Source organism: Bradyrhizobium sp. 33ap4 (assembly GCF_032654765.1).
GTDB classification, from domain to species: Bacteria; Pseudomonadota; Alphaproteobacteria; order Rhizobiales; family Xanthobacteraceae; genus Bradyrhizobium; species Bradyrhizobium australafricanum.
This window is the reverse complement of record NZ_JAUMTJ010000111.1, coordinates 1-12,881: the sequence shown is the minus strand read 5'-3', so window position 1 is coordinate 12,881 and position 12,881 is coordinate 1. Positions and strand designations below refer to the sequence as shown.

Genomic DNA, 12,881 nt, shown 5'->3' with positions numbered 1-12,881 from the left:
CTGCAAAATCGAATACTACATCAAGACCAATTCTGCTTATTTCTCAAGTCAATCCGCATTCTTCACGGACGACTATCGAGCGGAAGCGGCGGAATTCGCAGAAACGCCAAAATCGCGCATCTCCCACGCCCGACGGCCGATTAGCGAATCTTCTCAAGTTGCTGGTGGTGCTCGTTTGCCTGGGTGCCATTGTGCAGCGCCTGCTCGTACTGGCTTACTGAACGGCGTGAATATTGCCGTCCAGATGTCCCCGGTTAGCCGACAGGATCGAAAGCCAGCTCTACGCGTTGACTTGTTGAGCCCAAATGGGAGGTCAACGATGATTAGCGACCGAGACCGACGGGCACCGACAGCTGCGGAACGCGATGCCCACAAGGCATTCAGAGCGGTCAAGGCGAAGGAAATTATGACCGACTACGCCAAAGCGCAAAAAGCGTTCCACGATAACCGGGAGCGTCTAAAGGCAGAACGGCTGGCGCGGGAGGCTGAAGCGGCCAACCGTACCAGAGGTTGAGCGTCCATCCGATGACCGCAGAGGACCAAGCTTAGCCTGCAACGATAGCGGCAAGCGCGGTGTCGGCGCCCGGCTGAACGTCCGGAGATCGGTCGGCGGCATGAGATGTCGAGTGCCTCTGCCTCCACTTTGGCGACCCAGAACGAATCACGGCTGCCGGCGCTTGAATCCGTAGCTCTGAACTGAGGAGGCGGAGAATGTTCCTGTTGGGACTTGGTGCGCTGCTCGTTCTCGGTGGAGTATTGTACATGGCGCGCGCCGCTATTTGGCGCGGATCACTTAGTCGACCGGCCGGTGACACTCTCGAGCCGTCACATCGCGGCTTAGGATTCTTGGGGGTCGAAGCGAACTGGCCGGGCATGCTCCTGATGGCAATCGGCGCAGTTTTGCTATTGGCGGGGGCCAGCTTCTGGTAGGCACCTCCGACATGCAGCGCCCCCATCTAGCGGAGGAGCTTGGCGGGTCCGCCTGCTCCCCGGGCTTTCAACCGGGCCGGTAAAGCTCGGTGGGGACAAGGGGAAATCTGCACCCCCTTTCATCGCTGGATTCCGGTCATAAGAGGCCATTCGGGTGCCCTAATTCGTCAGCTCGATTGTCCTAACTAGAAGCTCATGTCGGGCGAGCCAATGGCGTACGGCACCATGGCATCGATGCTTCACCCGCAACGACTGCCCCAAAGCCACCGTCCAATTCGCTGTCACGCCCCCGTCCGAGCGAGCAGCGGAACGCCGCCAGTACGTCCCGAAACGCCGCAACAGACCAGCGAGAAGAAAAACTGCAGCCAGAGCGGATTGGACAGCTTCCTGCGGTCAATCACTCCAAAATCGCGCTGCGCTACATAAGCTCCATGAAAAACGCCCCCGACGCCGGCGGCGCGCCGGAGGTCGCCATTCTAACTCCCGACCGGGTTGGGGACGTAAGAGCCGGGAGCTAGGTAGACTATCTCCGACAAAGCCACTCGCTCCTTCACCCTTCGGTGGACACCGGGCTCATAGGGATTAGTCCCAAGCGCGGCGATCACTCTTCGTTACGACACGGCGTGCTTTTCTGCGGTGTCATTCGAGCGGTAGAATAAGCGACTGCAACGACTTATTGACCTGCCCGCAACCTGTTCGTCCCTTGAGAGGCAGAATCGGAGTTGAGCTGGCCATGGCCACCGCGGTCGTCGATCGTGAATTGGGCCAGATTGGCGTCCGATGACCACTCCACATAACCAACGACCGCAAAGGCAAGCGCTGTTACGATAAGAATGCCGACCACCGAAGCGGTGGCTGTTCCCGACCAGCTTTCGCTATTGAATAATGGCATCGCGATTCTCCGACACCGAGGTTTGCTCGTCGTTAGATCGACTCGCGATTTTCAAATGTGAATGGCCTCACGGCATCTGTGCGGGCCGCTTGCCTGGCCTGTAGCAGCCAGTGCCGGAATCGAATCACGGCCGATTCGTTACGTCAATGGATATCCGGTTTTCACCCACGGCCAGGCCGTGTACCCATAAACCCGGCGGCGTGATGCGACTAAAGCAATGTCTGCTTTGCCCCTATAGCGACCGACTTCGTGCGGCAGCGCAATATGTCGCGATGGGGCCCAAAAGCGGAAATCCGACTGATGGTAAAGCGAGTAAGGATCATCTTCGTCCCAAACGGCAGATGGCCAGCACAAACTGCATAGGACAGCATCTTTGTCCAATCGCACCGGGCCAGAGGTGGAGAGCCAGCGAGTGACTGGAGCGCCAAGCGCGCTTTTTTCAATTGCTGGCCGTCGGAGCAATCTCGATTTAGAGTCGTGGCGTCCCGCTGCTACCTGGAGGCGAGCATGAAGATCCGGACTGTCTGCGGCGCTTTGATCGTTGGCGGATTGGTTACGGCTGTCGCCGCAATCCCGTCACTGGCCCAGTCAAGCGGCCAGGGCACGCCCACGCCAAAGCAATCCGTCACACCTGCAACCGGGAGCGCGACACCTAACAGAAATACAAACCCGACGAAGCATCGCCACTGGCGTCATCGCGGCGGTCGTCATCCGCACTATGGCAGGCGTCCTGTTCGCACTTAGGGCGAGCTTCGATATCGGGTGTTTGCCGTCCCGCGCGTTGATCGATCGATGAGCGATACCGACGTCTTGCGCACAGCCCCTCGAGGCCATTGCGCCCGCTAAGGCGACCACCTCTTCATCGGGCGAGCATGAGCATGAGCACAACAGCGAATGCGAACACGGCCAATGAGCTGCGGCCTTGGCACGCGACACCTCAACACGAGGTCATTAGGCGGCTGGCTACAAGTGGCGAAAACGGGCTTGACCCGGCTGAGGCAGCGGCCCGACTTCGAAAATACGGGCCGAACCGTTTGCCGGAAGGCAGAAAACGGGGCCCATTTGCCAGGCTTCTCGCGCAGTTCAACAACATCCTGGTCTATGTGCTGCTCGCCGCAGGATTCACCAAGCTGATGCTGAACCTATGGGTCGACGCGGCAATCATATTTGGCGTCGTCGTTCTCAACGCGCTCCTCGGGTTCATTCAGGAGGGTAAGGCCGAGAAGGCACTGGATTCCATCCGCAACATGCTGTCCGCCGAAGCGCGGACGGTACGCGGTGGAGAGACCCGCATGATTCCCGCGGAGCAGGTCGTTCCGGGGGACGTCGTGCTCCTGGAGTCAGGCGACAAGATTCCAGCGGATCTACGCCTTTTCGAGACGAAGAACTTGCGGACCGAAGAGGCGGCCCTCACTGGCGAATCGGTGCCGGCGGAAAAGAGCGTCGACGTGGTGTCTGCGAACGCGACAGTCGGGGATCGCGAATGCATGGCATTTTCCGGCACCATGGTCGTATCCGGTCGCGCGGCCGGATTGGTCGTCGCGACCGGCAGTGAGACGGAACTTGGTCGTATCAACCAGTTGCTTGCCGATGTCAGCCCTCTAGAGACTCCGCTGCTGCGCCAAATCAAAAAATTCGGCTACGCCATCACCATGGCGATCGGGGTGATCAGCGTCCTGATCTTCGCCTACGGCAAGTGGGTGAAGGGTATCGACTTTGTGGAGCTGTTCCAGGCGGTCGTCGGCATCGCCGTATCGCTCATCCCGGAAGGACTGCCTGCACTCATCACGATCACCCTGGCCATCGGCGTCCAGCGCATGGCCCAGCGCAATGCCATTATCCGCCGGTTACCCGCAGTCGAGACACTCGGCTCGGTGTCGCGGATTTGCTCGGACAAGACGGGTACGCTGACGCTCATGGAGATGATGGTGGTTTCCGCCGTCACAGCTAATTCCGCGTATCAAGTCACGGGCGATGGCTATTCTCCGGAGGGGGAAATCAGAAAGGACGGACAGCCCGCGGGCAAGGACGCCGTGCTTGCGCTGATGGGCCGGGTCTCCGTGCTTTGCAACGATGCGGAATTGTTCAAGGAGGAAAGCACCTGGAAGGTGGAGGGCGATCCGACTGAAGGCGCGCTCTATCCATTCGCGGCCAAGCTCGGTCTGGATCGGCAGACGGAGCAGGCTGCATCTCCGCGCATCGACGTCATTCCGTTCGAATCCGAACACAAGTTCATGGCGACGCTCCAAAGAACCGCGGGCGGAGAGCAAGTCCTGCTCGTCAAAGGCGCCCCCGAAGTGATCATCGAGCACTGTGATCGCCAGCAGACAGGCGACGGCCAGTCGAGCCCGCTTGACCGCGAGCACTTCCTCACACAATCGGACAGGCTTGCGGCCCAAGGCGAACGTGTGCTGGCACTCGCCTGGCTGCAGAATCCGAATCTGAAGGCTGGTGCTCTCACTGCGACCGACCTGCCAAGGACGCTGGTCTTGCTCGGCCTGATCGGCCTGCTGGACCCGCCGCGAAAAGAGGCAATCGAAGCCGTCAAGGAGTGCCACGGTGGCGGCATCCGGGTCACCATGATCACCGGTGACCACAAGATCACCGCCGCCGCCATCGCCAAGATGCTTGGGCTCGGCGACGGAAGGACCGCGATCACGGGCGCCGAAATCGAGGACATGGACACCGCGACGTTGCAGGAATGCGTCCGCGCCGTTGACGTCTTCGCGCGCGCCAGCCCCGAACACAAGCTACGCTTGGTGAAAGCGATCCAGGCCAACGGTCAAATTGTGGCGATGACAGGCGATGGTGTGAACGACGCTCCCTCTCTCAAGAAGGCCGACATCGGGGTTGCGATGGGTATCAAAGGCACCGAGGTCACGAAGGAGGCCGCCGAAATGATCCTGGCCGACGACAATTTCGCCTCGATCTCGGCGGCGGTGAAGGAGGGGCGCACTGTCTACAACAACATCGAGAAGGCCATGCTATTCCTGCTGCCCACCAACGTCGCGCAGGCGCTGGTCATTGCGGCGGCAATCTTGGTCGGGTTCACGATGCCGATCACGGCCCCACAGGTACTCTGGGTCAATATGGTAACTTCGGTCGCGCTTGGCCTGGTCATCTCCTTCGAGCCGCACGAGATCGATGTGATGCAGCGGTCCCCGCGGGCAGTTGATCGCCCGATCGTGACCGGCTTCGGGATTTGGCGGATCATCTTTGTCGGCTCGGCGCTGCTTGCCTACACCTTGCTCGCGTTCTTCTGGATGAAGGCGCAAGGCGCATCGGAAGGGCTTGCCCGAACGGTGGCCGTCAATGCCATCACAATCGGCCAAGTGTTCTATTTGCTGAATAGCCGCTACCTGCTCGATTCGTCGCTCTCCTTGAAGGCGCATATGGGCAACACGTATTTGCCGCTCGGCATCATTGCCGTCGTGATCCTGCAACTGATTTTCACCTACGCACCACCGGTCCAGGCAATGTTTGGCAACGAAGCCATCCCGCTTTGGGTGTGGCCCTGGCTTCTTTCGGGCGGGATTCTGCTCTTCCTTGTCGTGGAGGCGGAGAAGCTTGTCATTCGCTCGTCGGGCATTCTGCGGAAAGCTGTTGTCGCCGCGGAAGCCGGCGCGTGAACCTCTCTCTTTCGCACGATTGCGCGCGTGGTTCGATCTCTTGCCGAGCTACGTTCGAGATTGGAAACTAGGCTTCCCGCGCAAGCTGCGCACGAGCCGCCGCCAGCTCCTTCTTCTGCTCCGGGCTCACCTTGGGATATGCAAGGTCGAGCTTCTCGACAGCCTCCACGATCGCCGCGGCGACGACAAGACGGGTGAACCACTTGTTGTCGGCCGGCACCACGTACCACGGCGCCTGCTCCGATGCAGTGGCCGCGATCGCCGCCTCGAACGCGCTCATATAGTCGCGCCAGAACTTGCGCTCGTGCACGTCCGATGGAGAGAACTTCCAATTCTTCTCTGGATTTTCGAGGCGCTTCATGAAGCGCTTTTTCTGCTCTTCGCGCGACACATGCAGGAAGAACTTGAGGATGATTATGCCCTGCCGGGTAAGGTAATCCTCGAAGTGTGCAATGTCCGCGAGCCGCTCGTCCCAGATCCGCGTGCCCATGAACGACGGCGGCAGCCTCTGCCGCTTCAAGATTTCCTCGTGAACGCGCACAACGAGGACCTCCTCGTAGTAGGAACGATTGAAGATTCCGATTCGACCACGCTCCGGCAGCCGCGTGACGTAGCGCCACATGAAGTCATGTGCGAGATCCTCCCGTGAGGGCTGCTTGAACGAAAAGACCTGGCAGCCCTGCGGATTCACCCCCGACATGACGTGCTTGATCGTGCCGTCTTTGCCAGCCGCATCCATGGCCTGGAACAAGAGGAGCAACGACCAACGGTCCTGGGCATAGAGCATGTCCTGTTCTTCTGCGAGCCACCGAGTGCCGCGTTGAAGAAGGTCGGCAGCCTCGTCCTTTTCCATGTTCAGACCGCGCGTGTCGCCGGGGTCGAAGTCCTTCAGCTGAAAGCCCTTGCCGCTGGAAATGCGGAACGGGTGGATATACTTCTGGATCTGGTCGAGAATCTCTTTTCTCGGCATGAAGTGTCCTCCCTTCTTAAGACAGAGATTGGGACGGAGACATTCTCGCGAGACAGAGACAACCTCGCGCTGTCTGTTCAATGGCCCCGCCTCGGTGGGCCGTGCCCTATCCTATCATGCCGACCGGGCTCCGTGTGCCGCGGCCTGATCGCCGCGCGGCCGCAGTGCAGCGTGTGGAGCCCGGCTTCGCAATGCTCGCGATTAGTTAGCACTACTTTGGCAGATTGTGTTTTCGCCGCTGTTTTTCACGGATTTGCTTTCGGCAATATGGGCACTGCTGAGACGGCGGCCGAAGGATGAGATCGACGATGGCGTGACGTACGGCTGGCATGGTTGGCTGAGGCGGAGGCCCGTTGATTCTTTTTTTTCCGCCCCGCGTATGCGAGGCGACGATGTTGCAGGAAGGCGTAGGCAATCATTGTCATCAAGGCGTGGCGATGAAGACCTTGCCATGATCGCCCTTCGAAGTGATCAAGTCCAAGTTCCTCCTTCAACTGCTGATGCGCCTGCTCACAAATCCACCGTGCAATTCGCCCGGCCGATAGTCGGGCAGACGTCCGGCCGGAATGATCGAGAGCAGCGCCAGACCGGCCAGGATCAAAAGACCGATCTTCAAAGCGCGCTGTCGAGATTCCGTGTTGATCCGCACGGCTTCGGCGACCTGCCCCGGCGTTGCTGTGGTGCCGGACAATACGGCCTGCAGCCGATCATTGCTGACGAAGTTTATGCTATCGAGATCGACCTGCGCCTGTAGCTCGGGCGTCAGCTTCGGGCTCGCCGCGATGCTGCCGAGCGCAATCGCGCTCAGGAGGCCAACCAGCAATGCGCCGGCTGTGGCCGTTCCGACGGCGGAAGCGAGATTTTGTGTGGTGCCGCGCAGCGGTCCGACGTCGCTCGCGGGTGACCAGCGAACCCTGCCCGATACCGAAAATGATCAGGCCGAGCAGCACAGGCCACTCGTTCCAGTTATTGCGGACGACGAAGGCCAGCCACACCAGCGCAATGGCGCAGAGCGTGAAGCCGTAGCGGCCGATCTGGCGCGGCGTCAGACGGCCGTAAAGCCGCACGATCAGCATCGCGGCGAAGAAGACCGTGAGGTTGAACGGCATCATCGCGATCGCGGTCGCAATCGCCGTGCGGCCCTGCACGATCTGGATGTACAGCGGGACTGTGAAATTGAGGGAGGCCTCGAGCGCGACGACGGCGAACATCGCATATACCGCGGCGCGTTCCTGGACCGACTCGAGGACCTCAAGAGAAAGCAGCGGGGTCTTTTGACCTCGCACACCAGCGCGAAGACGAACGGCTTGGACACGCTCATTCGTAGTCGGTATCTCCGGCGGCGTAGATTTGCCCGCTGGTAGCAGCAATGCACACGCCGAACAGGTCGCTCGGCGCTCGCTCGAGCGCCGGGTAGACCTTGGAGTTCTCGCCGTCATTGTTCGATCGAAAGCGGGCGTGCCCTTCGCGCACGAGGTCCTGCACCGTCTCGGCTTCAGGCAGATGCCCGGTCGATATGTAAGGCCAGTGCGCGTGCTTAGGCGGCGAGAGCGTCTCCATCACGTCAGATCCTGTCAGGCAATGGCCGGGCTCCCGGCCGACCCGGCACCCTGTCGGGAAGCGGTCGTGGACGCTGGATTCCCGGCCGGCCCGGCTTCGGCGGACGAGCCACCGGGCGGCCTGGGTGCCGCCATCCATGCCAGCCGGCAGGACCACCCCAGCCCTGGCCGCGCCGCCAGTCAAAGCCACACCGATACCAGCCCGCGCCGCGCCACCCGCGGGTGTACCAACAGTAGCGGTGGCCTCTCCAGCGGAATTGGACAGTCTCAGCAAGCCCAAGATCATCGGCGGCCTCATGTAGGCCGAGCGGTCCTCCGATAATTGCGGCATGCGAGCGACTGCCCGTCGTCGTCACCACCGCCAACGCAGCCGCGAGAGCGAGCATCCAAAAAATCGATTTCCGCATGATTTCCACCTTGGTTCTTGACCGCCCAGGAAGAGAACTCGCCAAACGGAGCTCGGCCAACCCTTTCGCACGCGAAACTGCGCAACCATCTTTACCGCTCGCGCGCTGACCCGGCGTCCCGGAGAAATGTCGAGCGACTGCTGCGACGGCGAAGACTGCCGCGGCGTTGAGCTCCAACCCTAGGCTTTGCCTCACACGCCTAGGCAGCCTTGGCCTGAGTAGCCACGGCAAGGGTGTCGCGCAGATGTTGTTCTTTCTTTTCGTCGAGAGAGGTTTTCAGGACGGTCCCTCCCGGATCCTTGATTTCGTTGAGGACCTTGTCTGCAGTCATGCTCTTGATCAGCAGGAACAGAACGGCATCTCCCGATTTCACCTTCGAGCTGAGGTCCTTCATGAACTGATCGTTAATACCGAAATCGGTCAGCGCGCCGCCCAATGCGCCGGCGCCGGCACCAAGCGCCACGCCAATGAGGGGATTAAGGAACACGATTCCGAACAGCAGTCCCCAGAAGCTTCCTCCTGCGGCACCCGCCATGGTGGTGTTCACGAGTTGATTGAGTTTGACCGTTTCGCCGGTCTTGACCGCGATCACGGCATCTTGGATCGCGATCAGATACTCTTTCTGGAGCTCGAGGATTTTCTGCCGAACTTCTTCTGCTTTGGCTTCGGATGGATACACAATCGCGACTAGATCCGACATGGAGCTCTCCCGCAACGATGTGATGTCCCGCCCCTTCACGCACTCTGATGTGAGCCCAAAATCTAACACAGAACTGATAAATCCGGCGCCGCCTCAAACGCCGACCGCCCATTCACAATTAAGAGATGTGACCCTCTCACCGCAGTTTGAGTAAGCCCAACTGTCATATGCGGGGATGGAGCTGGTGCGAGCGTCCAGATGCGCGAATTTGCGCGAAAAACGCAGCCCCGCGTGCAGTAACATGCGACCCGGGTCTAGCCTCGGGGCGCAAGCATGATAGTTTAGTGCTGCAGAGCGGGAGATTTATCATGGCCGCGTACACTGCTGACAGCTCGACGCTACTACTGAAGAAGTTCGGGGGATTGGTCCTGATCGTTCGGCGTCCTCGGTATCGCGATCGGGTTCGAGTCCGGTTCAAACGGATGTCTTGTCGCCGGAATTATCGCGCTTGCCCTTGGCATGGGTCTCCTTCTGCTGAAGATCATCCGACGTAACGCCACGTAGCCTCTAGCCGCGACCGACAAGATGGGCTGCAGAGCGCCAAGCGTGATGCGAGAGCGCTTCGATGTTTCGGACCGCTTCGACGCGAGTGAGCGCCGCGTCGGCGGTGAGTGTTGCATTGGCGACTGCCCCGACAGTCGAACTGCGGTGAGTGCGCAACACGCCCCGAAGTTGTGTCGTACAATGCTCCAACTCGGCCAGGGCCTGGTCAGTCGAGGTCACGCGCCGACCGACGTCGGCGCGGAGTTCGGCTTCGGTGACTTGCGGCGAGTCAGTGGTGCGGGGCAAGCCCGCCACCTCCTGCGCAATCGTGGCGGCGCTTCGCATCGCTTCCATGCACAGCTCCGCAGCGCGGATTTCCTCCGGTCCGCCATTCTTCGAATTGGCGTGAATTCCTGCCTTCGCGATTTCCGTCAGTCGAGACGTGTGGTCGAGTGCGTGCAATGTGCTCGTGCGCCGCCGTTGCTCGTCGCCAGTCTCAGATGGTCCCCTGACGTCGGATAAAAATGTTCGCGCCTGACGCAGGGCATCGGCCGCGTCTTGTACCGATGCCGCCTCCCCAAGACGTATTGGCTCAGCGCGGCCGGCCAATGCCGCCTCGATCGAACCACATAGCTTTGCGAGCACACGCGCGATCGTTCGACGCACCGCTTCCACCGCGACGACGGGTGTAGCCAGGGCCGAGGTATCGAGGCATCGCGTGAGCGGCGAGCCACGCTCCGGCAAAATGCGCTCGACTAGTCGCGTGAACCAGTCGACCAGAGGCAATAGGACCGCGACCCCGACGACGTTGTACGCGGTGTGATACCCAGCCAGCAGTGTGACGCCGTCGATACTGTTTGAGCTACGCACGAGCAGAGGGATGACGACGGGAAAGAACATCAGCGCGATGATGGCGGCGACAAGCTTGAAAAGGACATAGGCGATGGCGAGCCGCTTGGCGGTGGTACTCGCACCAATCGCCGCCAATGCGGAACTCGTCGCCGTCCCGATATTTTGGCCGATGATCAGCGCACAGCCCTGGTCCAACCCGATCGCACCGGCGTAGTAGGCGGATAACGTAACCGCGACCGCTGCGGTTGACGACTGCATCAGCGCGGTCATCACCAGCCCGGCCCCCACCAACGCCAGCACGCCCAGCAGGCCCGACCACCACTGGGCTTCGGGACCAGCAAGCACTGCAGGCAAGTCCGCCGGATGCAATCGTTCGGCTAGTCCGCCCATGCCTTGCTGCAGGGTGGTCAGCCCGAAAAGCACAAGCCCAAATCCTGCAACCGCGGCGCCGACCCCAGATATTCGTCCGCGCGTCAAAAGCTTGGTCAACGCACCAACGAAGATCATCGGCAGCGCGGCTGACGTGAGCGAGACACGCACGCCCACCAGCGCAACCAGCCAGCCCGTCGCGGTCGTGCCGACATTCGCGCCGAAGACGAGTCCCAACCCTTGCTGGAACGTCAACAAACCTGCGCTCACAAGTCCGATCGTCGTCATGGTTGTTGCACTAGAGGACTGCACCAGGAGCGTCACGATCGCGCCCCAGAAGGAGCCGAGCAGCGGAGTCGCTGCCGCCTTGGCGAGCACAGTGCGGAGGGCGGAGCCGGCCAGCAACTTCAAGCCGTCCGTCATCACGGTCATACCAAGCAGGAAGAGCCCCACGCCGCCGAGGGCCGAGATTGCGATAGACATGCGGGTCCCTGAGTGGATGACGATCAGGCCAGCTCGCGCGCTTTAACAAAGCTGTAGAGAGAAGACGGCCGAGCACCCAATTCGCTAGTGCACAACCAACACGGGCACGCTTCCGTCGACCAGGACCTCCGACGTTTGACTCCCCAACAACAGTTTTCTGAAGCCGCGACGCCCATGAGAGGACATGACGATCAGGTCGCAACCTCTGGACTTTGCTGTGTCGACAATCGCGGTGGCGGGGTGTGCATTAGGAACATGCAAGAGCTCGGCAGACATCCCGACCTTCGCGGCGATGGCCCGCGCTTCATCGAGGATTTTGGCCGCTCGTTCTTTTTTTGCCGCGTCAAAGCGATCAAATTCTTCCTGCGAGGGAAACCATCCCCCGGCGTGTCCGCTTCCATAGTCGACCGGCAGTGATTCCGTCACGGTGATGATTGTCACTTTGGCATTCAACGCCTTCGCCAGGGCGACGCCTTCCTTAATGCCTTTTCTCGCGACATCCGATCCATCCGTGCTCAAGAGAATGTTGGCATACATTCGCAAGCTCCCTTGATCGTCGAGCGTTTTATTTAGCTGATGATCTTCCAATATCGTTCGATCGTCGCGGTCCGTCTATGGCCTGCTGCATAGGACAGCATCCATGTCCCATAGGGGCTGTGCGGAGAGCCCACCGGGTACTGGGTTGCCACTTACCGATAAGCAGGTGTTCAGCCTACCGAACTCACTAATCTCGTCCTGGTGATTGACGCGACAAGAACCAAGCTGATCGCGCAGCGTTTATGCCGCACAACTCAAACTGGAGGTGGTCATGGTCAAGAAGCCGTTATTCGCTCTCGCTGTTGCAGCCGTGCTTGCCTTGGCTCCTACTGGGGTGTCCGCCCAACGTGGCTTTCACGGTGGATGGCACGGCGGCGGTTGGCATGGCGGCGGTTGGCGCGGGGGTGGCTGGGGTGCACCAGCGGTAGGAATAGGTATCGGCCTCGGGCTCGCCAGCGCGGCCGCATGGGGTCCTGGCTGGGGGTGGGGAGGACCTGGCTGGGGGCCCGGCTGGGGAGCGCCCGGTTGGAGTTACGCGGCGTATGGTGGTTGCACGCGATGGCGTCGGGTTTGGACCGGTTGGGGTTGGCGGCTCACGCCAGTGAACGTATGTTGGTGAGCCGCGTGACGGATGGACACGGCGGCTTGGCGATGTCGACGAGGGTCTCCGTGAGCCCATCCTGACGATCTTTGACGGCGAGCAGTTCGCGCGCGCGTTCGATGTTGCCGGCACAGGCGCCGCGCGCCAGCAGGCCGTAATGGCGGATGCGGTGGAAGCCCTTTGGCAGCACGTGGATGAGGAAGCGGCGGATGAACTCGTCTGTGGCGAGCGTCAAGCGTTTTTGACGGTCGCGGCCGTCGAGACGATAGTCTTTCCACCTGAAGGTGACACGGTGCTGGTCGAAGGCGATCAGGCGGCTATTGGCGATGGCGACGCGGTGTGTATAGCGCGAGAGATATGCCAGCACCGCCTCAGAGCCTGACTAAAAAATAGGTGAGTGATCTCAGTGGGGTGTGATTCCATCGGATTTGCAAAGATTCGAGGGAGAGCACGATGCCCTGGACCAAGA

At 60.6% G+C, this 12,881-nt stretch carries 10 protein-coding genes and 2 pseudogenes; 2 read left to right on the top strand and 10 right to left on the bottom strand.

The annotated features are described in order from the left end of the window. Nucleotides 1-514: hypothetical protein (locus Q2M23_RS42190; protein ID WP_316399295.1), on the top strand; the 514-nt coding region annotated here is incomplete at its 5' end. A gap of 1,089 nt (nt 515-1,603) precedes the next feature. Here the strand turns inward: Q2M23_RS42190 and Q2M23_RS42185 are convergent. Then, nucleotides 1,604-1,822 carry a hypothetical protein gene (locus Q2M23_RS42185; RefSeq protein WP_316399293.1) on the bottom strand — a complete coding sequence of 73 codons (219 nt, stop codon included), beginning with the start codon at nt 1,820-1,822 and terminating at the stop codon, nt 1,604-1,606. Between the two features lie 878 nt (nt 1,823-2,700). On the opposite strand from Q2M23_RS42185, the gene Q2M23_RS42180 reads away from it, so the two are divergent. Beyond that, entirely contained in the window at nt 2,701-5,451 is a 2,751-nt protein-coding gene (locus Q2M23_RS42180; RefSeq protein WP_316399292.1) for an HAD-IC family P-type ATPase, read from the top strand. Between the two features lie 67 nt (nt 5,452-5,518). Here Q2M23_RS42180 and Q2M23_RS42175 read toward each other — a convergent pair whose 3' ends face one another. The 9 genes and pseudogenes from Q2M23_RS42175 to Q2M23_RS42135 form a co-directional block, all read right to left on the bottom strand. Further along, nucleotides 5,519-6,421, bottom strand: a complete 903-nt coding sequence (locus Q2M23_RS42175; RefSeq protein ID WP_316399291.1) for a PPK2 family polyphosphate kinase — start codon at nt 6,419-6,421, stop codon at nt 5,519-5,521. A gap of 245 nt (nt 6,422-6,666) precedes the next feature. After that, nucleotides 6,667-6,960, bottom strand: a pseudogene (locus tag Q2M23_RS42170) (IS701 family transposase); the annotation flags it as partial. Continuing rightward, nucleotides 6,912-7,112, bottom strand: a complete 201-nt coding sequence (locus Q2M23_RS42165; protein WP_316399290.1) for a hypothetical protein — start codon at nt 7,110-7,112, stop codon at nt 6,912-6,914. The pseudogene Q2M23_RS42170 and the gene Q2M23_RS42165, both read right to left, overlap by 49 nt. Nucleotides 7,113-7,149: 37 nt before the next feature. After that, nucleotides 7,150-7,791 carry an MFS transporter gene (locus tag Q2M23_RS42160; protein ID WP_316399289.1) on the bottom strand — a complete coding sequence of 214 codons (642 nt, stop codon included), beginning with the start codon at nt 7,789-7,791 and terminating at the stop codon, nt 7,150-7,152. After that, on the bottom strand, nt 7,739-7,981 hold the full coding sequence (locus tag Q2M23_RS42155; protein ID WP_316399288.1) for a hypothetical protein: 243 nt from the start codon (nt 7,979-7,981) through the stop codon (nt 7,739-7,741). The genes Q2M23_RS42160 and Q2M23_RS42155 overlap by 53 nt, the downstream gene beginning before the upstream one ends. 605 nt (nt 7,982-8,586) lie before the next feature. Further along, complete coding sequence (locus Q2M23_RS42150; RefSeq protein ID WP_316399287.1) at nt 8,587-9,087, bottom strand: DUF1269 domain-containing protein; 501 nt, start codon at nt 9,085-9,087, stop codon at nt 8,587-8,589. A gap of 507 nt (nt 9,088-9,594) precedes the next feature. Continuing rightward, nucleotides 9,595-11,274, bottom strand: coding sequence for a Na/Pi symporter (locus Q2M23_RS42145; protein ID WP_316399286.1), 1,680 nt, complete (start codon nt 11,272-11,274; stop codon nt 9,595-9,597). Between the two features lie 84 nt (nt 11,275-11,358). Next, the gene (locus Q2M23_RS42140; RefSeq protein ID WP_092229199.1) at nt 11,359-11,811 is read right to left on the bottom strand and encodes a universal stress protein; all 453 of its coding nucleotides are present in this window, start codon (nt 11,809-11,811) and stop codon (nt 11,359-11,361) included. A 695-nt stretch (nt 11,812-12,506) separates the two neighbouring features. Next, a pseudogene (locus Q2M23_RS42135) lies at nt 12,507-12,794 on the bottom strand (transposase); the annotation flags it as partial. Nucleotides 12,795-12,881: the final 87 nt, after the last annotated feature.

Coding starts and splice junctions, on each gene's coding strand:
- Q2M23_RS42180 (WP_316399292.1), top strand. CDS start 2,701: ATGAGCACAACAGCGAATGCGAACACGGCCAATGAGCTGCGGCCTTGG.
- Q2M23_RS42150 (WP_316399287.1), bottom strand. CDS start 9,087: ATGTCGGATCTAGTCGCGATTGTGTATCCATCCGAAGCCAAAGCAGAA.
- Q2M23_RS42155 (WP_316399288.1), bottom strand. CDS start 7,981: ATGGAGACGCTCTCGCCGCCTAAGCACGCGCACTGGCCTTACATATCG.
- Q2M23_RS42145 (WP_316399286.1), bottom strand. CDS start 11,274: ATGTCTATCGCAATCTCGGCCCTCGGCGGCGTGGGGCTCTTCCTGCTT.
- Q2M23_RS42140 (WP_092229199.1), bottom strand. CDS start 11,811: ATGTATGCCAACATTCTCTTGAGCACGGATGGATCGGATGTCGCGAGA.
- Q2M23_RS42175 (WP_316399291.1), bottom strand. CDS start 6,421: ATGCCGAGAAAAGAGATTCTCGACCAGATCCAGAAGTATATCCACCCG.
- Q2M23_RS42185 (WP_316399293.1), bottom strand. CDS start 1,822: ATGCCATTATTCAATAGCGAAAGCTGGTCGGGAACAGCCACCGCTTCG.